Source organism: Achromobacter sp. (genome assembly GCF_032102605.1).
Lineage (GTDB): Bacteria > Pseudomonadota > Gammaproteobacteria > Burkholderiales > Burkholderiaceae_B > Achromobacter.
Genome location: NZ_DAMDGT010000025.1, coordinates 1 through 24,995, shown reverse-complemented (window position 1 = coordinate 24,995; position 24,995 = coordinate 1). Strand labels below are relative to the sequence as shown.

General features: G+C 67.4%; 23 protein-coding genes. 16 read left to right on the top strand and 7 right to left on the bottom strand.

Annotated elements, in window-relative coordinates:
- The first annotated feature begins 12 nt into the window (after window positions 1-12).
- The 4 genes from cheD (at window position 13) to RT614_RS28580 (ending at window position 3,562) form a co-directional block, all read left to right on the top strand.
- Window positions 13-813, top strand: a complete 801-nt coding sequence (gene cheD, locus RT614_RS28595) for a chemoreceptor glutamine deamidase CheD (protein WP_313625918.1) — start codon at window positions 13-15, stop codon at window positions 811-813.
- A 212-nt stretch (window positions 814-1,025) separates the two neighbouring features.
- On the top strand, window positions 1,026-1,556 hold the full coding sequence (thpR, locus tag RT614_RS28590; protein ID WP_313625916.1) for an RNA 2',3'-cyclic phosphodiesterase: 531 nt from the start codon (window positions 1,026-1,028) through the stop codon (window positions 1,554-1,556).
- Window positions 1,557-1,592: 36 nt separating this feature from the next.
- Window positions 1,593-2,153: a 5'-3'-deoxyribonucleotidase gene (locus tag RT614_RS28585; RefSeq protein WP_313625915.1), complete on the top strand. Its 561-nt coding sequence runs from the start codon at window positions 1,593-1,595 to the stop codon at window positions 2,151-2,153.
- A gap of 71 nt (window positions 2,154-2,224) precedes the next feature.
- Window positions 2,225-3,562 carry a flagellar biosynthesis protein FlgA gene (locus RT614_RS28580; protein WP_313625913.1) on the top strand — a complete coding sequence of 446 codons (1,338 nt, stop codon included), beginning with the start codon at window positions 2,225-2,227 and terminating at the stop codon, window positions 3,560-3,562.
- A gap of 4 nt (window positions 3,563-3,566) precedes the next feature.
- Here the strand turns inward: RT614_RS28580 and RT614_RS28575 are convergent, their stop codons facing one another.
- Both RT614_RS28575 and RT614_RS28570 read right to left on the bottom strand, forming a co-directional pair.
- A complete protein-coding gene (locus RT614_RS28575) occupies window positions 3,567-4,313 on the bottom strand; it encodes a FadR/GntR family transcriptional regulator (RefSeq protein ID WP_313625912.1) in 747 nt (248 codons plus the stop codon).
- Window positions 4,314-4,465: 152 nt separating this feature from the next.
- Window positions 4,466-5,203, bottom strand: coding sequence for an SDR family NAD(P)-dependent oxidoreductase (locus RT614_RS28570; RefSeq protein ID WP_313625910.1), 738 nt, complete (start codon window positions 5,201-5,203; stop codon window positions 4,466-4,468).
- Window positions 5,204-5,696: 493 nt separating this feature from the next.
- Here RT614_RS28570 and RT614_RS28565 point away from each other — a divergent pair, with 493 nt between their 5' ends.
- From RT614_RS28565 to lpdA, 10 genes are all read left to right on the top strand, one after another.
- Window positions 5,697-6,932 carry a branched-chain amino acid ABC transporter substrate-binding protein gene (locus tag RT614_RS28565; RefSeq protein WP_313625909.1) on the top strand — a complete coding sequence of 412 codons (1,236 nt, stop codon included), beginning with the start codon at window positions 5,697-5,699 and terminating at the stop codon, window positions 6,930-6,932.
- Window positions 6,933-7,084: 152 nt separating this feature from the next.
- Window positions 7,085-8,026, top strand: coding sequence for a branched-chain amino acid ABC transporter permease (locus RT614_RS28560; protein ID WP_175234835.1), 942 nt, complete (start codon window positions 7,085-7,087; stop codon window positions 8,024-8,026).
- Entirely contained in the window at window positions 8,023-9,303 is a 1,281-nt protein-coding gene (locus RT614_RS28555; RefSeq protein WP_313625907.1) for a branched-chain amino acid ABC transporter permease, read from the top strand. Before RT614_RS28560 ends, RT614_RS28555 begins: the two co-directional genes overlap by 4 nt.
- A complete protein-coding gene (locus tag RT614_RS28550; protein WP_313625906.1) occupies window positions 9,300-10,052 on the top strand; it encodes an ABC transporter ATP-binding protein in 753 nt (250 codons plus the stop codon). The genes RT614_RS28555 and RT614_RS28550 overlap by 4 nt, the downstream gene beginning before the upstream one ends.
- Window positions 10,049-10,768: an ABC transporter ATP-binding protein gene (locus RT614_RS28545; protein ID WP_313625904.1), complete on the top strand. Its 720-nt coding sequence runs from the start codon at window positions 10,049-10,051 to the stop codon at window positions 10,766-10,768. Before RT614_RS28550 ends, RT614_RS28545 begins: the two co-directional genes overlap by 4 nt.
- Window positions 10,769-10,802: 34 nt before the next feature.
- Window positions 10,803-11,591 carry an SDR family oxidoreductase gene (locus RT614_RS28540; RefSeq protein ID WP_313625902.1) on the top strand — a complete coding sequence of 263 codons (789 nt, stop codon included), beginning with the start codon at window positions 10,803-10,805 and terminating at the stop codon, window positions 11,589-11,591.
- 37 nt (window positions 11,592-11,628) lie between these two features.
- The gene (locus tag RT614_RS28535) at window positions 11,629-13,812 is read left to right on the top strand and encodes a thiamine pyrophosphate-dependent enzyme (protein ID WP_313625900.1); all 2,184 of its coding nucleotides are present in this window, start codon (window positions 11,629-11,631) and stop codon (window positions 13,810-13,812) included.
- On the top strand, window positions 13,809-14,297 hold the full coding sequence (locus RT614_RS28530; protein ID WP_313625898.1) for a VOC family protein: 489 nt from the start codon (window positions 13,809-13,811) through the stop codon (window positions 14,295-14,297). The genes RT614_RS28535 and RT614_RS28530 overlap by 4 nt, the downstream gene beginning before the upstream one ends.
- A 10-nt stretch (window positions 14,298-14,307) precedes the next feature.
- Entirely contained in the window at window positions 14,308-15,654 is a 1,347-nt protein-coding gene (locus tag RT614_RS28525) for a pyruvate dehydrogenase complex dihydrolipoamide acetyltransferase (protein WP_313625896.1), read from the top strand.
- Between the two features lie 8 nt (window positions 15,655-15,662).
- Window positions 15,663-17,060 (top strand): dihydrolipoyl dehydrogenase, encoded by a 1,398-nt coding sequence (lpdA, locus tag RT614_RS28520; RefSeq protein ID WP_313625894.1) that lies wholly within the window; start codon window positions 15,663-15,665, stop codon window positions 17,058-17,060.
- Between the two features lie 92 nt (window positions 17,061-17,152).
- Here the strand turns inward: lpdA and RT614_RS28515 are convergent, their stop codons facing one another.
- The 4 genes from RT614_RS28515 to RT614_RS28500 form a co-directional block, all read right to left on the bottom strand.
- Window positions 17,153-18,034, bottom strand: a complete 882-nt coding sequence (locus RT614_RS28515) for a LysR family transcriptional regulator (protein WP_313625893.1) — start codon at window positions 18,032-18,034, stop codon at window positions 17,153-17,155.
- A 232-nt stretch (window positions 18,035-18,266) separates the two neighbouring features.
- A complete protein-coding gene (ilvD, locus tag RT614_RS28510; RefSeq protein ID WP_313625892.1) occupies window positions 18,267-20,135 on the bottom strand; it encodes a dihydroxy-acid dehydratase in 1,869 nt (622 codons plus the stop codon).
- 106 nt (window positions 20,136-20,241) lie between these two features.
- The gene (locus RT614_RS28505; RefSeq protein ID WP_313625890.1) at window positions 20,242-21,057 is read right to left on the bottom strand and encodes a helix-turn-helix transcriptional regulator; all 816 of its coding nucleotides are present in this window, start codon (window positions 21,055-21,057) and stop codon (window positions 20,242-20,244) included.
- Between the two features lie 116 nt (window positions 21,058-21,173).
- Entirely contained in the window at window positions 21,174-22,073 is a 900-nt protein-coding gene (locus RT614_RS28500) for a LysR family transcriptional regulator (RefSeq protein ID WP_313625945.1), read from the bottom strand.
- Window positions 22,074-22,196: 123 nt separating this feature from the next.
- Here RT614_RS28500 and RT614_RS28495 point away from each other — a divergent pair, with 123 nt between their 5' ends.
- Together RT614_RS28495 and RT614_RS28490 are read left to right on the top strand one after the other, a co-directional pair.
- Entirely contained in the window at window positions 22,197-22,742 is a 546-nt protein-coding gene (locus tag RT614_RS28495; RefSeq protein ID WP_313625889.1) for an N-acetyltransferase family protein, read from the top strand.
- The gene (locus RT614_RS28490; protein WP_313625888.1) at window positions 22,739-23,977 is read left to right on the top strand and encodes an MFS transporter; all 1,239 of its coding nucleotides are present in this window, start codon (window positions 22,739-22,741) and stop codon (window positions 23,975-23,977) included. The genes RT614_RS28495 and RT614_RS28490 overlap by 4 nt, the downstream gene beginning before the upstream one ends.
- 94 nt (window positions 23,978-24,071) lie before the next feature.
- Here RT614_RS28490 and RT614_RS28485 read toward each other — a convergent pair whose 3' ends face one another.
- Window positions 24,072-24,527 carry a type VI secretion system amidase immunity protein Tai4 gene (locus tag RT614_RS28485; protein WP_313625886.1) on the bottom strand — a complete coding sequence of 152 codons (456 nt, stop codon included), beginning with the start codon at window positions 24,525-24,527 and terminating at the stop codon, window positions 24,072-24,074.
- Window positions 24,528-24,995: the final 468 nt, after the last annotated feature.

Genomic DNA, 24,995 nt, shown 5'->3' with positions numbered 1-24,995 from the left:
AATATCAGTCCAATGGCCGCACGTCTTGAAGCCCGCGCAACGCGTCATTACTTTGACAGCGCGTTCCAATGTCAGGCAGTGAAAGTACTTCCCAACGAGTACTACGTCACGAATGAAAACCTGATGATCTCGACCGTGCTGGGGTCATGCGTCGCCGCCTGCATCCACGACCCGATCACGGGCGTGGGCGGCATGAACCACTTCATGCTGCCGGAAGGCGACATGCAGTCGCCCGCGTCGGCCACCATGCGCTACGGCGCGTTCGCCATGGAAGTGCTGATCAACGAACTGCTCAAGGCAGGCGCCTCGCGCGACCGCCTGGAAGCCAAGGTGTTCGGCGGCGGCGCAGTGCTGGCGGCCATGCAGCAGATGAACATCGGCGAACGCAATGGCGAATTCGTCTTGAATTACCTCAGGATCGAAGGCATTCCCGTCAAGGCGCAGGATCTGGGCGACGTGCATGCGCGCCGCATCAATTACTTCCCGCGCGACGGCCGCGTGATGGTGCGCAAGATGGCCCCTCACCACCAGCGCGCCGAAGAGCTCATCGCCAAGCGCGAACAAGCGGCCGCACAAAGCGCCGCGGCCAAGACGGCCACGCCCCAGCGGGTCGAGCGCTTCACCCAACCCGGGGTGGAACGTTTCGATCGCCCAGGCGTGGAGCGCCTGAACCGCCCGGGCGTCGAACGATTCGACCGCCCTGGCGTGGAACGCTTCGACCGCCCGGCCCGGCCCGCTGCGGCGCGGCCCGGGGTTGAACGCTTCGATACCGGGCTGACGCGACGCCCGAAGCCCGAAACCGCCGGCAAATAAGACGGCCGCCTGGATTCCGAAGCTTGCGCGATGCAGGCGGGGCGACACGCCAAGCCTGCAAGTGAAGATTTCGCGCAGGTGACGCGCGTCGCGTAAGGCGCATTCGTAGGCCACGGTTTTCATTGGCGTGCCCGTCGCGTGGAATCCGCGCGCGGCGCAAGACGGGTGTGGCCGGCCGTTCACAGCTTGCCGCCCGCCCCTACAATCACCCCATGTCCGCCATCCGCCTTTTCTTCGCCCTGTGGCCGTCGCCCGCGCTGGCGGCGTCGCTTGCCGGTTGGGCGGAGCAGGCGCGGCTGACCTGGGGCGGGCGCCCCATGCGCACCGAAACGCTGCACCTGACGCTGGCTTTTCTGGGGCCTGTTGACGCCGCCCTGGCGGACGAGCTGGCGGCCGCCACGCCAGAACGTCGGCTGCCGCCGGGCGAAGTGCCGCTGGAACGCTTCGGCGTGTTCGGCCGCCAGCGCATCCTGTGGGCGGGCCCGGGCGAAACGCCCGCCGGCCTGCAGGCCGCCCACGATGAACTATGGCAATGGCTGGGCGGTTACGGGCTGGCGCCGCCCGTCCAGCCTTTCCGCCCGCACGTGACGCTGCTGCGCAACATTACTCACACCCATCCGCCCGAAGAAGCGCCCGCGCCGCTGGCGTGGCGCTATGACCGCATGGTGCTGGTCGCATCGGAATCGCTGACGGGCGGCAGCCGCTACCGCATCGTGGCGCAATCCCGCCCGATCGAGGGCTAGGGCACAATCCCAAGATTGCCAATTCCTGGGTTCACCATGATCATCCTGCTGGATCAAGACGGCGTGCTGGCCGATTTTGAACACGCCTTCATCGATGCCTGGCGCGAGCGCCACCCGGACATCCCGCCGGTGGAGTTCGAGGACCGCAAATCCTTCCACATCCGCGAGGACTACGCCCCCGAACTACGCGGCATGGCCGAGGCGATCTACACCGCCCCGGGTTTCATCCGCAACCTGCCGCCCGTGCCGGGCGCGCTGGACGCCGTAAAGGAACTGATGGCCCTGGGCATGGACGTGCGCATCTGTTCGTCGCCACTGTCGCAGTTTGAAAATTGCGTGGCCGAAAAATACCTGTGGGTGGAAAAGCACCTGGGCCGCGAGGCCACCAACCGGCTGATCCTGACCAAGGACAAGACGCTGGTCCAGGGCCATCTGCTGATCGACGACAAGCCCCATATCGAAGGCGCCGCGCGGCCGCGCTGGAAGCACATCCTGTTCGACGCGCCCTATAACCGGCAGGTGACGGACCGGCCGCGGATCACGTGGCAGAACTGGCGCAATGTGCTGGCCGGAGAGCTCTATACGGCAGACGCCTGAATCCTGTCCAGCCGTCATCGTTTGGGACTATCCTGTGGAGTCGTACGCCCCACCCAGGAGGAGCCCGCGCCATGAATCTGCACCGTCTGCTCAAGCAGCGAGAAGCCGACCACAAGCCTTTGCGTGTTGCACTATTGGGCGCCGGAAAGTTCGGCGCCATGTTCATGAGCCAGGCCCCGCGGACGCCGGGCATGCGCCTGGTTGCGGTGGCGGACCTGGTGCCGGACCGCGCCCGCGCCGCGCTGACGCGCGTGGGCTGGCCGGCCGGCGCGCTCAACGCCGGCAGCATCAATGATGCGTACAAGAACGGCAAGGTCTATTTCTGCGACGATGCCCGCGCGGTCATCGCCAGTCCCGACGTCGACATCGTCATCGACGCCACCGGCCAGGCCGCGGCGGGCATCAGCCACGTGCTGGCGTGCTGCGAATACGGCAAGCACATCATCATGGTCAACGTGGAAGCCGACGCGCTGGCCGGCCCGCTGCTTGCGCGCCGCGCGCGCGAGGCAGGCATCGTCTATTCGCTGGCCTACGGCGACCAGCCCGCGCTGATCTGCGAAATGGTGGACTGGGCGCGCGCCAGCGGCTTTGAAGTCATGGCCGCCGGCAAGGGCACCAAATACCTGCCGGAATTCCACACGTCCACGCCCGATACCGTCTGGCCCTATTACGGCTTCACCGCCGAAATGGTGGCGGCCGGCGACTTCAACGCACAGATGTTCAACAGTTTCCTGGACGGCACCAAGAGCGCCATCGAAATGGCGGCCGTCTCCAACGCCACGGGCCTGTTGCCTTCGCCGTCGGGCCTGCACTTTCCGCCTTGCGGCGTGGACGACCTGGCCCGGGTGCTGCGCCCGCGCGAGGACGGCGGCATCCTGCATCATCGCGGGCAGGTCGAGGTGATTTCGTCGCTGGAACGCGACGGCCGGCCGGTCTTTCGCGACTTGCGCTGGGGCGTGTACGTGACGCTGGCGGCCGACAGCGACTACGTGCGCCGTTGCTTCCAGGAATACGGCCTGGTGACGGACCCCAGCGGCAACTTCACCGCCATGTACAAGCCCTATCACCTGATCGGGCTGGAACTGGGCATCAGCGTGGCCAGCGTGGGCCTGCGGCGCGAACCCACGGGCGCCCCGGCCGGCTGGCACGGCGACGTCGTCGCCACGGCCAAGCGCGACCTGCAGCCCGGTCAGATCCTGGACGGCGAAGGCGGCTACACGGTCTACGGACGCCTGATGCCGGCGCCGGACTCCGTGGAAGAAGGCTACCTGCCGCTGGGGCTGTCGAACCAGGTGAAGCTGAAGAATCCGGTGCGCCAGTCGCAGGCGATCCGCTGGCGCGACGTGGAATACGACGAACGTTCGACGGCGGTGCAGTTCCGCCGCGAAATGGAACAGACCTTCGCGTAAGGCCTCAGACCGGCGCCGGCCGTTCCGCCTGGAACAGCCGCAGCCGGTCGGCCGCGTTGCGCAGGTGCTGTTCGGCCGCGCGGCCGGCCGCGTCCGGGTCGCCCGATTCGATGGCCGCGAAAATGGCCTGGTGTTCGCTCTGCACCGCGGCCATGCGCTCGGCGTACCTGCGCGCCGTGTTGTTGCGGGCGCTGCGGATCACGCGGCGCACATTGGCTTCCAGGTAGTCGTTCAGCGCCACCAGATGCGGGTTATGCGTGGCCTGGACGATGGCCTGGTGGAATTGGTAGTCCTCTTCGTCGCCCAGCTTGTCGTTGATCAGCGCGTACTCCATGCCCACCAGCGCCTGCCGTATTTTCTTCAGGTCGGATTCGGTGCGCCGCTGCGCCGCGTAGCGCGCGGCCGTCACTTCGATGGACAACATCAGTTCCAGGATGTGTTCCAGGTCCTGGTTGTCGCCGGGCGTGGGCGCGGCGATGCGGAACGCATTTTTCTGGAAGTTCGGGTCGACGAATACGCCGCTGCCCTGCTGCGACGTCACGAGTCCTTCGGACTTCAGGCGCGCCAGGGCCTCGCGCACGACGGCGCGGCTGACGGAATGCATTTCGGTCAGCTGCTTTTCGGTGGGCAGGCGGTCGCCGGGCGCCAGAACGCCTTGGCGTATCTGGTCGGCCAGGGCGTCGGCCACCGCCGCGGACAGCGAACTCCGGGGCGCGGCGCGGGGCGGGTCTTGTTCTTGACTGGGCTGCATGGGAATCGTGGGAACGTGAGGGCGGCGCGTTGACGCGGCCGCCATGTTTATAGGGATATCTCGCGTGGTGGTTCCGATACTGCTTGCGCGGCGACGCCCTTGAAAATTATAGGATTTTTGCCGGTTCTCCCGGGGCGCCGCGCGGAGGCACCTTACGCGATATAGATGCCGCCATTGACCTGCATGACCTCGCCCGTCACGAAGGCAGCCAGCGGCGAGCACAGGAACGCGATCGTGCCGGCGATTTCCTCGGCGGTGCCGAAGCGGCGCAGCGGCGTGCTTTCCAGCAGCTGCGCGCCCTTCTGGCCGATCAGGTCATGCGTCATGGACGTAGCGATGATGCCGGGCGCCACCGCGTTCACGCGGATCTGCGGCGCCAGCTCCAGGGCCAGGCTGCGGGTGAAGCTTTGCACGGCGCCCTTGGATGCGGAATAGGCCGCGTGCGCATAGCTGCCGCGCTGCGCCGCCAACGACGTCAACAGGACGATGGAACCGTCGTGGCGCAGATGGCGCTGGGCGGCGCGGCATGCGTAGAACGTGCCGTCCAGGTTGATCCGCATCAGCGTGCGCCACGCTTCGTCGCTGGTGTCCTTGACCAGCTGTTCGGGGTAGATGCCGGCGCAGTGCACCAGATGGTCCAGCCCGCCGAAATGCCGGGCGGCCGCTTCGAACACGCGCTCGCAATCGTGCGACACCGATACGTCCAGCGCGTGGGTGTAGACGCGCTGCCCGCTGGGATCCAGCTCGGCCGCGACCTCCTGCAGCCGGGCGCCGTCGATGTCGGTCAGCACCAGGCGCGCGCCGTGCGCGGCCATGAGGCGCGCCGTGGCCAAGCCGATGCCGTTGCCCGCGCCCGTGATGGCGGCAACCTGCCCTTCGAACGAAATCATCCTGTCTCCTGTTTGCTGTTTTTTGAGCGGGCCTGCCTGCCTTTCGCGCTGGCCGTGCAATCCGGATTGGACTCCTGAATCCGTTGCTTGACACGAGAAAAACGCTTGCCCTATGATTTATCGGACAACTTGATAAAGTTGCCTGACAACTTGTCTACAAAGCGTAAATCAACTGCCGCTTTCAGGCAAGTTCGTTGGAAAAACACACGGCGCCACGCCGCATAACAGGCAGGGGACTACCAGGTGAATTTCACCGGCAGCATGACCGCATCCGCGCTATCGGCACGCCCGATCGCGCACGTCCAGACGCCCCGGCGGCTTCATGCCCTGCCCGGCCGGCGCTCCGCCACGGCGCACTGCGCGCCGCTGGTGCGCGCCATTCCCTCGTTCCCGCTCCGCCCAGCCTGCACACCCTTCGGGGACGCGGGCGCTGCGGCCTGCGTGCCAGCCTGATCAACAAAATCACCACTCCCGTCCCACGGAGGAGACACGCATGAAATTGGTATTCACCACCGGCCTGCTGTGCCTGGCCGGACTCGCCGCCTCGGCCCAGGCCGCGCCCGTCAAGATCGGCCTGATCGAAACGCTGTCGGGCCCGCAGGCCTCGACCGGCCTGATGTTCCGCGCCGCCGTCAAATACGAGCTGGACCGCATCAACGCGGCCGGCGGCTGGAACGGCCAGCCGCTGGAGCTGGTGGAGTTCGACAACCAGGGCGGCCCCGTGGGCGCCTCCGACCGCTTCCGCGCCGCCGCCGCCGAAGGCGTGCAGATCCTGGTGCAGGGTTCGTCGTCGGCCATTTCCGGCCAACTGACCGAAGACGTGCGCAAGCACAACCTGCGCAATCCCGGCAAGGAAGTCGTGTTCCTGAACGTGGGCGGCGAAGCGCTTGAGCTGACCGGCCAGAAGTGCCACTTCTATCACTTCCGTTTCACCACCAACGCCGACCTGCGCGTGAAGGCGCTGGCGTCGGTGATGTCCGCCGACGGCACGCTGGGCAAGCGCGTGTACGCCATCAACCAGAACTACTCCTGGGGCCAGGACATGGAAGGCGCCACCGAGCGCTTTTCCAAGGAATACGGCTACGAAGTGGTGGGCAAGACGCTGCACGAGGTCAACAAGATCCAGGACTTCGCGCCCTACGTCGCGCGCATCCGTTCGGCCACGCCGGACACCGTGATCACCGGCAACTGGTCCAACGACCTGCTGCTGCTGATGAAGGCCACGCAGGCCGCCGGCCTGAAAGTGCGCTTCGCCACGGTGTTCCTGGACCAGGTGGGCAATTTGGCCAACGCCGGAGACGTCGCGATGGGCCATTACATCGCGCACCCGTACAACATCGAGGCCGCCGGCGAGGAAGGCGCCAAGTTCGCCGAGGACTACAAGGCGAAGACCGGCCACTACCCCAGCTACACCGAACCGCAGACCGTCATCGGCGTGCGCTTCCTGGGCGAGGCCCTGAAACAGGTCAAGCCGCAGGACGGCAAGCTGTCGGTGCCCGACCTGGCGCGCGCGCTGGAGAAGGTGACCTACACCTCGGCGCTGGGCGACTACACGATGCGTGCCGAAGACCACCAGGTGCAGCTGCCCATGGTGGTGTCCAAGGTGGGCAAGAACGCCAAGTACAAGGCCGACGGCACCGACATGGGCTTTGAGCCGGTCAAGGTGCTGGCCGCGGCGGACGTGTCCGCGCCGGTGCAGGCCACCTGCAAGATGCAGCGTCCGAACTGATGGGGGCAAGGCGGGCGGCGCGCTGACCACGCTCGTCCGTTCCGCCATTGCCCGCACATGACAAGCGCACTCCCGGCGCGGGCCGGGCAAAAACAACGTGCGCAATCGCTCGCGGGACGCCTGGCGTCCCGCACAAGAATCCTGGAGCGGACATGGAATACTTTACCGTCTCGCTGTTGAACGGCGTGATCTACGGCCTGCTGCTATTCATGGTGTCGGCAGGCCTGACACTGATTTTCGGAATGATGGGTGTGCTGAACTTCGCGCACGCATCGTTCTACATGATCGGCGCGTACGCGGCCTATACCCTGACGCCCGTCACGGGCTTCTGGACGGCGCTGGTGCTGGCGACGATCATCGCCGGCGTGCTGGGCATGGGCGTCGAGCGCTTCTTCCTGCGCCGCGTCCACAAGTTCGGCCACGCGCAGGAATTGCTGGTGACCTTCGGCCTGGCGTTCATCGTCGCCGAACTGATCAAGCTGTTCTACGGCGACTTTCCCGTCGACTACCGCGTGCCGCAATTCCTGAACTTCGCGGCGTTCCGCGTGTTCGATGCGGACTATCCCTTCTACCGCCTGCTGATGGGCGGCGTGTCGCTGGCCATGTTCGCCGTGATCTACCTGCTGCTGTCGCGCACCCGCGTGGGCATCGTGGTGCGGTCGGCCATCTACCGTCCGCGCATGGCCGAGGCCCTGGGGCACAACGTGCCGCTGGTGTTCATGAGCGTCTTCGGCGTGGGCGCCGCCATGGCCGGCCTGGCCGGCGCGGTCGCGGGCGCGTTCTACACCACCAACCCGAACATGGCGCTGGAACTGGGCGTGCTGGTGTTCGTGGTGGTCGTGGTGGGCGGGCTGGGCTCGCTGGAAGGCGCGATGATCGCATCGCTGCTGATCGGACTGATCAGCTCCTTTTCAGTGGGCATCGACGCCAGCCTCGCCACCCTGTTCGGCCTGTTCGGCGCGCGGGAATGGGCGGAAAGCGTCGGAGGACTCATGACCGTGAAAATCTCTAGCCTGGCGGCCACCCTGCCCTTCCTGCTGATGCTGGTGGTGCTGCTGGTCAAGCCCTCGGGCCTGAAGGGAGAGCAGGCATGAACCACCCCGTTCCCCCCACCCGCCGCGTCACCGGCGCGCTGCTGCTGATCCTGTGCGTCGCCGCGCTGTGTGCGCTGCCGTGGCTGCTGCCTCCGGGCCAGCTCGTGGCCGCGGTGCAGATGCTGATCGCCGCGCTGTTCGCCTGCGCCTTCAACCTGCTGGCCGGCCAGGGCGGCATGCTGTCCTTTGGCCATGCCGCGTATTTCGGCGTCGGCACCTTCGCCACCATCCACGCCATGAACGCGCTGGGCGGCGCGGGCCTGCTGCCCACGCCCCTGATGCCGCTCGTGGGCGGCGTGGCCGGCCTGCTGTTCGGCCTGGTCGCCGGCTGGTTCGCCACGATGCGGTCCGGCGTGTACTTTTCGATGATCACGCTGGCGCTGGCGGAACTGCTGCACGCGCTGGCCCCGCACCTGAAGGGCGTCTTCGGCGGCGAAGCCGGCGTGTCCGCCATGCGCATGCCCGCCTGGGGCTTCACCTTCGGCTCGGACATCGAGGTGTATTTCCTGGTGCTAGCCTGGGTGCTGATCTCGCTGGCGGCGCTGTACGGACTGACCCGCACGCCGCTGGGCCGGCTGACGCTGGGCCTGCGCGAAAACGCCAACCGGCTGCGCTACCTGGGCTACCGGCCGCACGCGCTCAAGACCATGGTGTTCGCGCTGTCGGCCATGTTCGCGGGCATCGCGGGCGGCCTCCAGGCCTTGAACATCGAGGCCGGCAATTACGTGCTGTTCGAGGTCAAGCTGTCCACCGACGCGGTGCTCTTCGCCTACATCGGCGGCGTCAATGCGTTCCTGGGTCCGGTGCTGGGCGCGTCCATCCTGACCTTCCTGTCGCAGACGCTGGCCGACATCACGCGGTCCTGGCTGCTGTACCAAGGCATCCTGTTCGTGCTGGTGATGCTGTTCGTGCCGGATGGCCTGGTCGGCCTGGTGCAACGCGCCGCCAAGTCGCTGCGCGAGCGCGGCCTGGCCAACTGGCTGCCGCGCGCCGCCGTGTCGGTGGCCGGCGGCCTGCTTCTGACGGGCGCCACCGTCTTCACGGTGGAACTCCTGCAGCGCATGTTCGCCCGCGACTACCGCGCCCTGCTCGCCATGAATCCCGAGGCCGGCTGGCCCGCCATCCCGCTGTTCGGCCAGGACTGGGCGCCGCTTGCCGTTTCGACCTGGCTGTTGCCCCTGGCGCTGTTCGCCGCCGGCCTGGCCGCCTGCCGCTGGGCGCTGGCCCTGTGGCGCGACGCCGGTGAACCCGCCCCTCTGCTGGAGCCCGCCAAATGAGCCACGAAATCCTGACCTTGACCGACGTGCGCAAGTCCTTCGGCGAAGCGCAGATCATCCGCGGCGTGAACCTGGCGATCGAAGCCGGCGAACGCCACGCCGTCATCGGCCCCAACGGCGCCGGCAAGTCCACCCTGTTCCACCTGATGTCGGGCTCTTTCGCGCCCACGTCGGGCGACATCAGCCTGCGTTCGCGTTCGATCGGCGGCCTGGCGCCCGAGGCCATCAACCGGTTGGGCCTGGCCCGCTCGTTCCAGATCACCAACGTATTCCCGCGCCTGTCCGTGCGCGAGAACCTGCGCCTGGCGGTATTGCGCATGCATGGGCTGGTCTACAACTTCTGGCGGCCCATCGCGCGCAACCGCGCCGTGAACGAGGACGTGGACCGCCTGCTGGAAAAGGTGCGGCTGACGGCCAAGCAGCACACGGCGGCCGGCGACCTGAACTATTCCGAGCAGCGTTCGCTGGAAATCGGCATGACGCTGGCCTCGCGGCCGAAGGTCATCCTGCTGGACGAACCCATGGCCGGCATGTCGCAGCACGAAGTCGACTACACGGTCGAACTCATCAAGGAAGTGACGCGCGACTGCACCCTGCTGATCGTCGAGCACGACATGCAGGTGGTGTTTTCCCTGGCCGACCGCATCAGCGTGCTGGTCTACGGCGAAATCCTGGCCACCGGCACCCCCGCCGACATCCGCGGCGACGCCCGCGTGCGCGAGGCCTACCTGGGAGAGGAAACGGTATGACGACGCAATCTTCCCTCTTGTCGCTGCAGGGCGTGCATGCCCATTACGGCAAGAGCCACATCCTGCACGGCATCGACCTGTCGATCGGACGCGGCGAAGTGGTCAGCCTGCTGGGCCGCAATGGCGCGGGCCGCTCCACCACCATGAAGAGCATCATGGGCCTGGTGGACGTGACGGGCGGACGCATCGCCATCGAAGGCCGCGACATCACCAACAAGCGGCCGTTCGAGATCGCGCGCGCCGGCGTGGGTTTCGTGCCGGAGGAACGTGAGGTCTTCGCCAACCTGACGGTGGACGAGAACCTGCGCATGGGCGAACAGCCCCGGCGCGAGGACGCGCCGTTCTGGACGGTGGCGCAGATGTTCGACTACTTCCCGCGCCTGAAGGAACGCAGCAACACCAAGGCCGGCAACCTGTCCGGCGGCGAACAGCAGATGCTGACCATGTGCCGGTCGCTGCTGGGCAATCCCAAGGTCATGCTGATCGACGAGCCGACCGAAGGCCTTGCGCCCAAGATCGTCGAAGTCATCGCCGACGTCATCCGGGATATCCACAAGCAGGGCGTATCCGTCGTGCTGGTGGAACAGAAGCTGACCATCGCTTTGAAGGTGTCCACGCGCGTCAGCGTGATGGGCCACGGCCGCATCGTGTTCGAAGGACCGCCCGCGCAACTGCATGAGCGCCAGGACGTCGTCCAGGAATGGCTGGCGGTCTAGCCGGCCACGTACTCATCCCCTACAGGCAAACATCTTGGACAACACCACTGAAGTCATCCATGCCGAGCTGCGCGGCCAGTCGGTCGTGATAACCGGCGGCGCGAAAGGCATCGGCTACAGCACGGCGCAGGCCTTTGCGCGCCAGGGCGCGCGCGTCGCGCTGATGGACATGGACGCGGGCGCATTGGACGCAGCCGTCGCGGCCCTGACCGCCACCGGCGCGCAGGCCATGGCGGTGCAGGCATCCGTCACGGACGCCGACGCGGTCGAGCGCGCCTTCGCACAGGTTGAAGCGGCCTGGGGCGGCATCGACGTCCTGGTCAACAACGCCGGCATCTCCGCCAACAAGCCCACGCTGGACGTGACGGTGGACGAATGGCGCCGCGCGGTCGACATCAACCTGACCGGCGTCTTCCTGTGCGCGCAGGCCGCGGGCCGGCGCATGGTGCCGGCGGGCGCGGGCAGCATCATCAACCTGGCCTCGATGTACGGCGTGGTGGCGGCGCCCGACCGCGCCGCCTACTGCGCCACCAAGGGCGCGGTGGTGCTGCTGACCGAAACCCTGGCCGTGGAATGGGGCCCGATGGGCGTGCGCGTGAACGCGCTGGCGCCCGGCTACGTCGAGACCGATCTGGTGCGCGACCTGGCGGCGCGCGGCCGCCTGGACCCCGACCGCCTGAAGCAACGCACCCCGCTGCGCCGCATGGCGCAGCCGGCCGAGATGGCCGACCTGGCGGTCTTCCTGGCGTCGCGCCAGGCCGCCTACATCACCGGACACACCCTGGTGGCCGATGGCGGCTGGAGCCGCTACAGCTACCTTTAACCGCACCGACGACCAAAAACATTCTGGAGATTCATTCATGGCCACCTACCAACCGCTTGAGCCCCAGGCGCCCTGGCGGCAACTGACGGCCGATGCCTCGGACTGGCAGCAGGCTGATCCCGCGCTGCTGGGCACGATGCTGACGCAGCTGCACTGGATCCGCGCCTTCGAAGAGGCGGTGCTGGAACTGGCCGCGGAAGGCCTGGTGCACGGCCCCGCGCACTCGTCGGTGGGCCAGGAAGGCGGCGCCGTGGGGTCGGTGCTGGCGCTGGGCGCCGGCGACCAGATCAACGGCTCGCACCGCGGCCACCATCAATTCCTGGCCAAGGCGCTGCAGCACGTCGCGCCGCTGGGCCTGGACCCGCGCAACCCGATCACGCCGGCCATCGACGAAGTCCTGCACAAGACGCTGGCCGAAATCATGGGCCTGGCCGACGGCTACTGCCGCGGCCGCGGCGGCAGCATGCACCTGCGCTGGCTGGAAGCGGGCGCGCTGGGCACCAACGCCATCGTGGGCGGCGGCGTGCCGCTGGCCGCGGGCGCGGGCTGGGCGCACAAGCACGCCGGCACCGACCGCGTGGCCGTGACCTACTTCGGCGACGGCGCGGTGAACATCGGGTCCGTGCTGGAAACGATGAACCTCACCGCCGCGTGGAAGACGCCGCTGTGCTTCTTCATCGAGAACAACCGCTACGCCGTGTCCACCACCGTGGAAGAATCCACCGCCGAACCGCGCCTCTCGGCGCGCGGCCTGGCGTTCAACATCCCCTCGTGGAAGGTCGACGGCATGGACCCGCTGGCCGTGCACCTGGCCATGTCGGAAGCCGTGGCGCACATGCGCGCCGGCAACGGTCCGACCATCGTCGAAGTGGACGTCTACCGCTTCTTCCACCAGAACGGCCCCTTCCCCGGCAGCGCCTTCGGTTACCGCACCAAGGACGAAGAGGCGCAGTGGCGCCTGCGCGATCCGCTGGACCGCATCGCGTCGGAAATGATCGCCCGCAAGCTCGTCACGCAGGCCGAGGTGGATGCCCTGCGCCAGCGCTGCAAGGACGTGATGAAGGAAGTCTCCGGCCGCCTGACGGAAGCCGCTGACGGCGGCAAGCGCCGCGTGCGCGCCGACCTGTGGCCCAGCCCCGATTTCCACGACGTGGGCCTGCGCAGCGACGGTTCCGAACTGGCCGGCTTGCGCTACCAGGAAGCCGCCGATCACACCGGCGCCAAGGTGACGCGCAAGTTCGTCGATGCGGTGGCCGACGTGCTCGACCGGCGCATGGAAACCGACCCCGGCGTCGTCGTGCTGGGCGAGGACGTGCATCGCCTGAAAGGCGGCACCAACGGCGCCACGCGCGGCCTGAAGGACAAGTACGCGGACCGTGTGCTGGGCACGCCGATCTCCGAGAACGCCTTTGCCGGACTGGGCGGCGGACTGGCGATGGACGGCCGCTACAAGCCGGTCGTGGAATTCATGTATCCGGACTTCATGTGGGTCGCGGCAGATCAGATCTTCAACCAGATCGGCAAGGCGCGGCACATGTTCGGCGGCGACATCGACGTGCCCTTCGTGCTGCGCACCAAGGTCGCGATGGGCACGGGCTACGGCTCGCAGCATTCGATGGACCCGGCCGGCATCTTCGCCACAGCGGCCGGCTGGCGCATCGTGGCGCCGTCCACGCCGCATGACTACGTCGGCCTGATGAACACGGCGCTGGCCTCCAAAGACCCAGTGCTGGTCATCGAGCACGTGGACCTGTACGCCTCGTCGGGCGACGTGCCCGACGGCGATCTGGACTACGCCATCCCCTTCGGCCGCGCGCAAGTGCGCCGCGAAGGCGGCAAGGTCACCATCCTGACGTATCTGTCCATGGTCAGCCGCGCGTTGGCAGCGGCCGAGCAGGCCGGCGTGGACGCGGAAGTCATCGACCTGCGCACGCTGGACCGCGCCAGCCTGGACTGGGACACCATCGGCGCCAGCATCCAGAAGACCAACAACGTGCTGATCGTGGAGCAAGGCGCGCGCGGCACGTCCTACGGCGCCATGCTGGCCGACGAGATCCAGCGCCGCTACTTCGACTGGCTGGACCAGCCGGTCAAGCGCGTCACGGGCGGTGAAGCCTCGCCCAGCATCTCGAAGGTGCTCGAACGCGCGGCCTTCGCCGACACCGACGAGGTGATGGCGGGTCTGGCCGACGTGCTGGCAGACCTGGGGGAACAGCCATGAGCGCCCTGCACATGACCGTGCCGATGGAAGTCGGCATCTGCTGCGCAGACCTGGATGCGCAGCTGGCGTTCTACACCGGCGTCATCGGCCTGACACTCGTGAACCGCGTGACGGTGCCTGCCGACAAGGCGCGCGCGACCGGCCTTACGCCACACGGCTACGACGTGGCGCGTCTTCAGACGCCGTACGGCGAGCGCATCAAGCTGCTGCAGCCCGCCGTGGCGCCGGAAGCGGCCGTGCGCGGCGCGGCCATCCTGGATCGCCAGGGCGCCGCCTACCTGACCTTCATCGTGCGCGACCTGCCCGGCGTGGTGCGGGGCCTGGAATCGAAGGGCGTGGTGTTCGACAGCGCGCCCGCGCCGATGGAAGTGCGGCCCGGCACGTGGCTGGCCTTCTTCCGCGACCCCGAAGGCAACGTGCTGGAACTGGTGGAATACGACGACCCCGCCGCCTACCGGCCCGATCTGGCCGGCGCCGCTGAATAGGAAGAACATCGTGGCATACCTTATCAAGCTCCCCTCCGTTGCCGCCGATGCCTCGGGCGGCACCCTGCACCAGTGGCTCAAGAAGGAAGGCGACCGCGTCGCCGTGGGCGATGCGCTGGCCGAAATCGAAACCGAGAAGGCCATCGTCGAAGTCAACGCCGAACAGGCGGGCGTGCTGGGCCGCATCGTGGTCCAGGCGGGCTCGGCCTCGGTTCCCATCAATACCGTGATCGGCGTGCTGATTGCCGAAGGCGAGGATGCGGCGGCGATCGATCGCGCGCTGGCCGAGCATGGCGGCGCCGCGAGTGGCGCGGCGTCGTCCGGCGCGCCGGGTGCCGCAGGAATGTCCAACGCTGCGACGGCCGCCGCAGGCGCTTCCGCAGAGGCGCCGTCAAGCAGGGCTACAAGCGGTTCGACGGCGACACCCCAGCCAGCCGCTTTCGGTGCTTCGACGCCAGCAGCCAACGCCGCCGCTCCGGCCGCAAATGCACCCGTTCCCGGCGGCCGCCTGTTCGCCAGCCCGCTTGCGCGCCGCCTGGCCGCGCAATGGCATGTGGACCTGCTGGGCGTCACCGGCACCGGCCCGCACGGCCGCATCGTGCGCCGCGACGTGGAAGCCGCGCGAGACCGCGCAGCGGCCCCGCCGGCGTCGGCAGCGCCTGTTGCCGCCCGCCCCGCCGCGCGCCGCGTGCCCCATACCGGCATGCGCCGAGCCATCGCGCGCCGCCTGACCGAAAGCAAACAGCACGTGCCGCATTTCTACCTGACGGTGGATTGCCGCATGGACGCGCTGCTGGCGCTGCGCTCGCAAGCTAACCACGGCGGCGCGGTCAAGCTGTCGGTCAATGACTTCATCGTACGCGCGGCCGCGCTGGCCCTGCGCGAGGTGCCGGAGGTCAATGCGTCCTGGCACGACGACGACATCGAATACCACGCCGGCGCCGACGTCTCGGTGGCGGTGGCGACCGACGGCGGACTGGTCACGCCCATCGTGCGCGATGCCGACGTGAAGTCCCTGTCCGCCGTCTCCGGCGAAATCGCCGAGCTGGCCGGACGCGCCAAGATCAACCGCCTGAAGCCCGAGGAGTTCACGGGTGGCTCGTTGACGGTCAGCAATCTGGGCATGTACGGCATCAGCCAGTTCGCCGCCATCATCAATCCGCCGCAGGCCGCCATCCTGGCCGTGGGCGCGGCCGAGCGCCGGCCGGTGGTGGACGACGACGGGCAGCTTGCCGCCGCCACGGTCATGACCGTGACGCTGTCGGCCGACCACCGCGTCGTGGACGGCGCCGTCGGCGCGCGCTGGCTGGCCGCCTTCCGCGCGCTGATCGAAAACCCCGTGCGCATCCTGCTGTGAGCAACACCATGACGAAGACGACGTTTGACGTGGCCGTGGTGGGCGGCGGCCCCGGCGGCTATGTCGCCGCCATTCGCGCCGCGCAGCTCGGCATGTCGGTGGTGCTGGTGGAGCGCGCCGAACTGGGCGGCATCTGCCTGAACTGGGGCTGCATTCCCACCAAGGCCCTGCTGCACAGCGCCACGGTGCTGCGCGCCTGCAAAGAGGCCGCGCACTACGGCGTGACGGGCGCGGGCGAAGCGCGCCCCGATCTGGCCGCCATGGTCGCGCGGTCCCGCAAGGTGGCCGGACGGCTGGGCCAGGGCGTGGCGCACCTGATGAAGAAGAATGGCGTCACGGTGCATGCCGCCAGCGCCAAACTGGCCGGATCCGGCAAGCTGTCGCTGGACACCGGGGTCACGCTGTCGGCCAGGCACATCATCCTGGCGACCGGCGCGCGCGCCCGCGAGCTGCCGGCGCTGCCCATCGGCGACCGCATCTGGGCCTACCGGCAGGCGCTGGTGCCCGCCGACCTCCCGAAGTCGCTGCTGGTCGTGGGCGCGGGCGCCATAGGCGCCGAGTTCGCCAGCTTCTACCGCGCGGTGGGCGCCGAGGTCACGCTGATCGACATGACGCCGGAGATCCTGCCGCAGGAAGACGCTGAAATCTCGCAACTGGCGCGCAAGGCCTTCGAAAAGCAGGGCATCCGCGTGCTGACCCGCTGCGCGGTGACGGCATCGTCGCAAACCGCCACGGGCGTGAAGGTGACGCTGGAGCAGGAAGGCCGGAAGTCGGATCTGGAAGTCGACCGGGTCATCGTTGCCGCCGGCATCGTCGGCAACGTGGAAAACCTGGGCCTGGAACAGACGCGCGTGAAGGTCGAGAAGACGCACATCGTGACCGACGGCCTGTGCCGCACGGGCGAATCGGGCGTTTACGCGATTGGCGACGTGGCCGGCGCACCCTGGCTTGCCCACAAGGCCAGCCACGAGGCGGTGCTGTGCGTGGAGGCCATCGCAGGCAAGTCGGTTCACCCCATCGATCCGCTGCGCATCCCCGCCTGCACGTACTCCTACCCGCAGGTGGCCAGCATCGGCATGACCGAAGCCCGCGCGCGCGAACATGCCAGCAAGAGCGGTGGCGACATCCGCGTGGGCAGGTTCACCTTCGCCGGCAACGGCAAGGCGATCGCGATGGGCGAGGACCGGGGCCTGGTGAAGACGGTGTTCGACGCGAAGTCAGGCGAGCTGCTGGGCGCCCACATCATCCATCCCGAGGCTTCCGAGCTGATCACCGGCTACGGGGTGGCGGCGTCGCTGGAAGCCACCGAGGAAGACCTGATGCACACCGTGTTCGCGCATCCGACGCTGTCGGAGACGTTGCACGAATCGGTTCTGTCGGCCTTTGGGAGGGCGCTGCACGCGTAGCGCGCAGCATGCCTGTTTCGACTTCGGAGGGGCCCTCGACACCGACTCGTCGCCGGTTCGCACGCAGGACAGTTTCTGGCGCCGGGCCGGCCTTAGAGCCGGCCCGCGTAGAAGTCCAGGAAGCACGCAATGCGCCGCGAAAGCTGCGTGTTGCGGTGATACACGGCGTGCATGGGTTGCAGGTAATCCGTGTATTCGCTTTCCATGACCTTCACCAGCCGTCCGGCCTGGATGTCTTCACGCACGACGAAATCCGACAGGCACGCGATGCCCACGCCGCGCAGTGCAAGTTGCCGCTGCGTTTCGCCGCTGGAGGTGGCAAGCGTAGGCGTCGCCAGGTAGCTGGTGCCGCCGGCGTGGCGCAGGGGCCAGACGTTCAGGCTTTCCGGCTGGGTGAAGCCCAGCACCTCGTGATCCGCCAGGTCTTCGACCGTGCGCGGCGTGCCGCGCCGGGCGATGTATTCGGGGCTGGCCATCAGCCAACGCGGCGACGGCCGCAACGCGCGCGCATGCAGCGTCGAATCGGTCAGCGGCCCCATCCGCAGCGCCACGTCGGTGCGATGCTCCATCAGATCCACGATGCGATCGTTGCTGGTGAGCTCGAGCGAGATTTCCGGATATGCGCGCCGGAACTCTGCGACGTGGGGCACCACGCAATGCAGCATCACCGGCACCGACGCATCCACCCGCAGGCGGCCGGCCGGACGCTGGTGCACCATGCGCATGCATTCCTCGGCCTCTTCCAGCGACGCAACGATCTGCCGGGCCTTGGGCAGGAAATGCCTGCCTTCCTCCGTCAGTTCCATGCGGCGCGTGGTCCGGTTCAGCAGCGTGACGCCAAGGTCTTCTTCCAGCCGCTGCAGGCCCCGGCTGACGCCGGAGGCGGTCTGACCGAGCATTTCCGCCGCGGCGCTGAGAGAACCGGCGTCAACCACACCCAGGAAGAGCCGGAGGGCTTCGGAGTTCAGGGACATGGTCGTTTGATCGGAGTTTCGGGTGGGGGGATTTTATCTGGGGGTTTGAGGGGGGGAGGTCTTGTGTGGGTGTTTGAATGCGGCGACGGGCGGCCTACGAAGAACGTTTACGACATTACGAGCCCAGAATCTGCATCGACAACAGGGAGTCATGCGCCAAGCTCAACCCATCAAGCAAAAAAAAACGGCGCCCATAAGGCGCCGCTTTTTCCCAGCAACAACCGTCAGGCCATCACCGCTTTCCCCGCTGCTTCAACTGCGACAAATCCCGCACAGCCCCACGATCCGCCGACGTCGCCAACGCCGCATACGCCTGCAGCGCCTGCGACACCACGCGTTCGCGGCCCACGGGTTCCCAGCCGTCGGCGCGCGCGTCCATCGCGGCGCGGCGGCGGGCCAGTTTTTCGTCGGAGACCGCCAGGTGCATCTTGCGGTTCGGGATGTCGATCTCGATCACGTCGCCCTCTTCCACCAGGCCGATCGTGCCGCCTTCCGCGGCTTCCGGCGAAGCGTGGCCGATCACCAGGCCGGACGAGCCGCCCGAGAAGCGTCCGTCGGTGAACAGCGCGCAGCTTTTGCCCAGGCCCTTGGACTTCAGGTACGACGTGGGATACAGCATTTCCTGCATGCCCGGGCCGCCCTTGGGGCCTTCGTAGCGGATCACGACCACGTCGCCCGGCACGACCTTGTCGCCCAGGATGCCTTCAACGGCGTCGTCCTGGCTTTCGAACACGCGGGCGCGGCCCGTGAAGACCCATTGCGACTCGTCCACGCCGGCCGTCTTCACGATGCAACCCTTTTCCGCCAGGTTGCCGTACAGCACGGCCAGACCGCCGTCCTTCGAGTAGGCGCTTTCCTTGCTGCGGATGCAGCCCGTCTTGCGGTCCGTGTCCAGCGTCAGGAACGTGGCGTCCTGGCTGAAGGCGACCGTGGTGGGGATGCCGCCGGGCGCCGCGCGATAGAACTTCTGCGCTTCCTCGCCAGCGCCGCCGGCCACGTCCCATTGCTTGATGGCGTTGCCCAGCGTGCCGCTGTGCACGTTGCCGCAGGACAGATCCAGCAGGTCGGCGCGCGCCAGTTCACCCAGGATGCCCAGGATGCCGCCGGCGCGGTGCACGTCTTCGATGTGGTACTTGTCGGTGGCGGGCGCCGCCTTGCACAGGCAGGGCACTTTGCGCGAAATGCGGTCGATGTCGGCCATGGTGAAGTCCACGCCAGCTTCCTGCGCTGCGGCCAGCAAGTGCAGCACGGTGTTGGTCGAACCGCCCATGGCCACGTCCAACGCCATCGCGTTCTGGAACGCGCTCTTGGTGGCGATGTTGCGCGGCAGGACGGATTCGTCTTCTTCCACGTAGTAGCGGCGGCACAGGTCCACGACCAGGCGGCCGGCTTGTTCGAAGAGGCCCTTGCGCCATGCGTGCGTGGCGACGATGGTGCCGTTGCCCGGCAGCGCCAGGCCGATGGCTTCGGTCAGGCAGTTCATCGAGTTGGCCGTGAACATGCCGGAACAGGAGCCGCAGGTCGGGCAGGCGCTGCGTTCGACTTCGGCCACTTCGGCGTCCGACACCTTGGGGTCGGCGGCCTTGATCATGGCGTCGATCAGGTCGATCTTGGCGATGACCTTGCCGTCGGTAGGCGACTTGACCTTGCCCGCTTCCATCGGGCCGCCGGACACGAACACGACCGGGATGTTCAGGCGCATGGCGGCCATCAGCATCCCCGGGGTGATCTTGTCGCAGTTCGAGATGCAGACCATGGCGTCGGCGCAGTGCGCGTTGACCATGTATTCCACCGAATCCGCGATGAGTTCGCGCGACGGCAGCGAATACAGCATGCCGCCGTGGCCCATGGCGATGCCGTCGTCGACGGCGATGGTGTTGAATTCCTTGGCGACGCCGCCGGCGGCTTCGATTTCCTTGGCCACCAGCGCGCCCAGGTCGCGCAGGTGCACGTGGCCGGGGACGAACTGCGTGAACGAGTTCACCACGGCGATGATCGGCTTGCCGAAGTCGCCATCCTTCATGCCGGTGGCGCGCCACAAGGCGCGTGCGCCGGCCATGTTGCGGCCGTGGGTCGAAGTGCGGGAACGGTAGTGCGGCATGATCTGTCTCAGGCTGTAACTGTTAGCGTGGGCGGCAAAACGGTAAATAATACGCTGGTTCCGGGGCCGACCGCCCGCCGGCCGCTGGCAGGCCGCCGATCGGCCGTCAGGCGGACGCCATGCCCCGCGCCGCAAACGCGCTGGGCGATTCACCCACGGCTTTGCGAAACATCGCGGCAAACGCGCTGGGGCTTTCGTAGCCCAGGTCCAGCGCCACGTCCAGCACCCGCGCCCCCCGCGCCAGCCGTTCCATCGCGGCCAGCAGCCGCGCCTGCTGGCGCCAGCGGCCAAACGTCATGCCCGTATGGCGCACGAAGAGGCGATGCACCGTCTTCGGATCCACGCCCAGTGCCCGCGCCCAGTCCGCGGCGCCATCCTGGCGTTCCGGATGCCGCACGATGGCCCGACAGATCCGCGCCAGCCTGGGCTCGGACGGCTGCGGCAAGTGCAGCGGCAGCACGGGATCCTGGCGCAACTCGTCCAGCAGCAACATCATCAGCCGGCCATCGCGCGTGTCCGGCGCCCAGTCCAGCGGCACCTCGGCGGCGGCCGCCATCAGCTCGCGCAGCAACGGCGACACGGACAGCACGCAGCATTGCGTCGGCAGGTGCTTTGCGGCGCCTGACTCGACGAACACCGTGCGCATGCGGGGCTCGCCGCTCATGCGGATGCCGTGCGGCACCCAGGCCGGCACCCAGACGCCGCGCGTGGGCGGCACGACCCAGATGCCCGCGTCCGTATCCACCACCATCACGCCCGAGATCGCATAGACGAGCTGCCCGCGGCGATGCCGATGGCGCTTCACCCGATGGCCGTCCTCGTAGTCCACGGCCAGCCCGGCCACGGGCCTGCGCGAGGATTCGTAGGGATAGAGGTCCAGGCCAGTCGGCGTACGCGGCTTGGCGGAAGCGGGGATGTCCATTTTTCGATGGTGGCGGCACGTTGACGCCAAATGGTATCTAACAGGCGGCCGGGGCGGCTGGGAATCGGTGGGCCGGCGACGTGTCTGAGCGGCTCTGGCGCGGGGCTCGGCGCCGACTACCGCCCAGTCCCGCCCAGCGCCAGCAGCGCGTCCTGAAGATGTCGCAGGCCGCGGCTGAGCGGCTTGTCGCGGCGCAGGACGATGGCCAGGTCACGCGACAGGCGCGGCGTCAGCGAGCGCACTTCCAGCGCCTCGCGCCGGCCTGCGCCGGACACGGCCAGCCGCGGCAACACCGCGCAGCCCAGTCCGGCCGCCACGATTTCCTTCATCGCCTCGGTGCTGCCCAGTTCCATGATGGGCTTGGCCGCCACGCCCGCCGCTTCGAACCAGTCATCGACCAGCCTGCGCGTGCGCGCGCCGGGTTCGAACAACACCAGTGGCAATTGGGACAGGGACTGCGGCGTCACATCGGCGGGAATGGCCGCCGCATCCCGCGCCGGGAAAATCGCCACGAACTCGTCTTCCATCACCGGCGTCGCCTGGAACATGCGGCCCGGCGCGGGCAATGTAATCAAAACGATGTCCAGCGTGTTGGCCTCCAGCCCGCGCAGCATGTCCGCCGTATTGCCGGTACTGGCCACAATGTCCAGCGCCGGAAAGCGCCGACGCAGATCCGCCAGCAGCGGCGGCAGCAGGTACGTGCAAGCCGTCGCCCCCGTGCCCAGCCGAATCCTTCCCGACACCTGCGAAGCATGGGCGGTCATCGCCTGCTCCGCCTGCGCCAGCGCGCCGTCGATCACGCGGATGTGCGCCAGCAGCTCCAGCCCCGCCGCCGTCGGTCCCGCGCGACGACCGACGCGCTCAACCAGCTTCAGCCCGAACCGCCGCTCGAGTTGGCGGATCTGCAGACTGACGGCCGGCTGCGTCACGCCGCCGCGCTCAGCGGCTGCGGAAAAACTGCCCAGTTCGATGACCTGCGCAAACGTGCGCAAATGGTCCAGGTTCAGGCCGCGCATCGGGTCCATCCAAAGTTTTGCTTATGAAAATCATAATGGACCAAAGCTTTATTAATGAAGTCGCTTGCCGCACACTGGCGTCTTCCTGACCCTTTCTTGCCACCCGCCCGACGGCCTTATTCCATGTCGCCCAATACCCCCACCGTCCTCATCCGCGACAGCGCGGAAGCCGACCTGCCCGCCATCAAGACCATCTACGCGCACCACGTCCAGCACGGCACGGCCTCCTTCGAACTGGAGCCGCCCTCCATCGGCGAAATGCGCCAACGCCGCGCCGGCGTGCTGGAAAAAGAGATGCCGTACCTGGTGGCCGAAATCAACGGCGAAGTCGTGGGGTACGCCTACGTCACCCCCTACCGCCCGCGCCCGGCCTACCGGCACACGGTGGAAGACTCCGTCTACGTAAAGGCAGGCCGCGCCGGCCTGGGCATCGGCGGCAAACTGCTGGCCGCGCTGATCGAGCGATGCACGGCCGCCGGCTGGCGCCAGATGCTGGCCGTGGTGGGAGACAGCCGTAACGCCGCTTCCCTGTCGCTGCACGCCAGCCAGGGCTTTCATCCCGTAGGCACGCTGCGCTCGGTGGGACACAAGCACGGCGAATGGCGCGATACCGTGCTCATGCAGCGCAGCCTGGGCGAAGGCGACGCAACGCCGCCGCAGCGGCCATGATCCGGCCTCGCGCCGTCGTCTGCCTGGGCCTGACCCAGCTCGTCGGCTGGGGCGTCACCTTCTACCTGATCGGCGCCCTGGGCCCGGCCATGACCGCCGACCTGGGCTGGGACGCCACCCTCGTCTACGGCGGCTTCTCCGCCGCCATCGTCGTCATGGCCCTCGTGTCACCGGCGGCCGGCGCGGCGGTCGACCGCTGGGGCGGCCACGTCGTCATGCCCGCCGGCGCCATCCTCTCCGCGCTGGGCTGCGCCCTCTTGGCGGCCACACACACCCTTTATCTGTATTTCGCGGCATGGGCCGCGCTGGGCGTCGGCATGCGCCTGTGCCTCTACGACGCCGCCTTCGCATCCCTGGCCCGCGCCGCCGGCCCCGCCGCGCGGCGCCCCATGTCGCAGATCACCTTGTTTGGCGGACTGGCGTCCACCGTAATGTGGCCCGTCGGCCACGCCTTGTCCGAATGGCTGGGCTGGCGCGGCGCCGCTCTTGCCTATGCCGCGCTGGCCCTGTCCACAGTACCGCTCTACCTGGCGCTGCCGCGCCGCCGCTACGCCGCCGCCGCAACCGGCCACGCCAACGCCACGACAGGCCTCACCCGCACCACCGCCGAACGCCGCCTGGCCGGCACGCTGTACGCCATCATGGCAATGCTCACCAACTTCCTGGCCGCCGGCAACGCCGCCCACCTCTTCTCATTGCTTACCGGCCTGGGCCTCGCCGCAGCCGCCGCCGTCAGCGTCGCCGCCCTATGGGGCATCGGCCAATTCACCGCCCGCCTGGGCGACGTCATCGTCGGGGCGCGCCTGCACCCCCTGACCCTCAACCTCGCCGCCGGTGTCGTCCTGCCGCTGTGCTTCCTGCTGGCCCTGCTGTCCGGCGGCAACCTCTACGCCACCGCCGCCTTCACCCTGCTCTACGGCGCCTGCAACGGCCTGATGACCATCACCCGCGGCACCCTGCCCCTCGCCCTCTTCGACTTCCGCAGCTACGGCGCCCTGGTCGGATCACTGCTGATCCCCAGCTTCCTACTAACCGCCGCCGCGCCCATCACGTACGCATTCATCATCGAAACGCACGGCACCCTCGCGGCAATGGCCCTATCCGCAACCCTTGCCATCATCATCTCCGCCGCAGCGCTGATCCTGAGATGGAAATTCATCACGCGGGCCGATGAAGCGAAAGAAAAAACGGAAGCATCAAACGCATCAGCCGGCGCGACGCAGGAGAGCATGTGAAGAAAACAGCACGGCGAGGGCGCTAGATGAGCTAGTGGCGGCTACGACAGCACCGGGTTCGCCACGTTTCACCACAACAATTCTGCGCCGTAGTCTATTCGTGGCGCCTGGAATTTTCTTGCTGGCTAGTCTGGCCGGGATTGAGCACAAGTGCTTCAGTTAAAGAATCCAACTCCTCCCCGTGATAGAGGTCTAAGCACTTTAAAACGTCGAACCGAACACCCTTGATTTCCGATTCGACCAACGGATTGAAATAATCGCGGCCCAAGTAGCTTCTGATCAGGGATTCAACGGCGTCAGGGTGCTTTTCCAAATCGTAGTAGGTCCAATCACGCAACGCGCTGACTGAACTTCCAATGTCTTTCCCCACCTCGTCCGAAGCCTTATAGGCAGTAGTAAGGCATGTCGCGAGCACCATATCCTTGTAATTCTGCGCGTAGGTGCGTCTGTAGGCTTGAGGGGAGTTGGTCTCCTCGCTTTGGGCGAGGCTCCCGGGGGCCACGAAAGCAAGAGAGATGGACAAAAAGAGCTTACCTACGGCATTCGTCAAGGCAGACTCCAAAATTTCGCGCGGCAGGTGCGATAAGTCGCACCAGGCTCGTTGAAGAACCATCCGTCTTTTAATTGGGAGGCTGGTGTTGAAAAGCGGATGCCGAACGAAGGCTATCGATTTCGGCTTTCAATGGCTCTAGGCGTTGTCTGATGGTGTGGATTCTGGCGCATAAAAAAACAGGCTTGCTCACCAACACCGCCGCCACACGCGAAGCGTCATCACCCCGACGCAAGACACCGCGTAAGCCCCACAAGCCGCCCGCGCGGCCGGCGTGGGGCGGGCCCCGCGAGACATTCCTGCCCCACACCGACGCCCAAAAGAATCTAAAGAACCCCGCCCGCCCCAGCGAACGGCAAGATCCAGCAACCAGAGCCCGGCGCGTCGGCGGCCTGGGGTGCGCGGGGCGTGTAGATGCGCCCGAGGGAATCTGAAGCCCAATAGTCGTCATGCACGACACCCGTGACG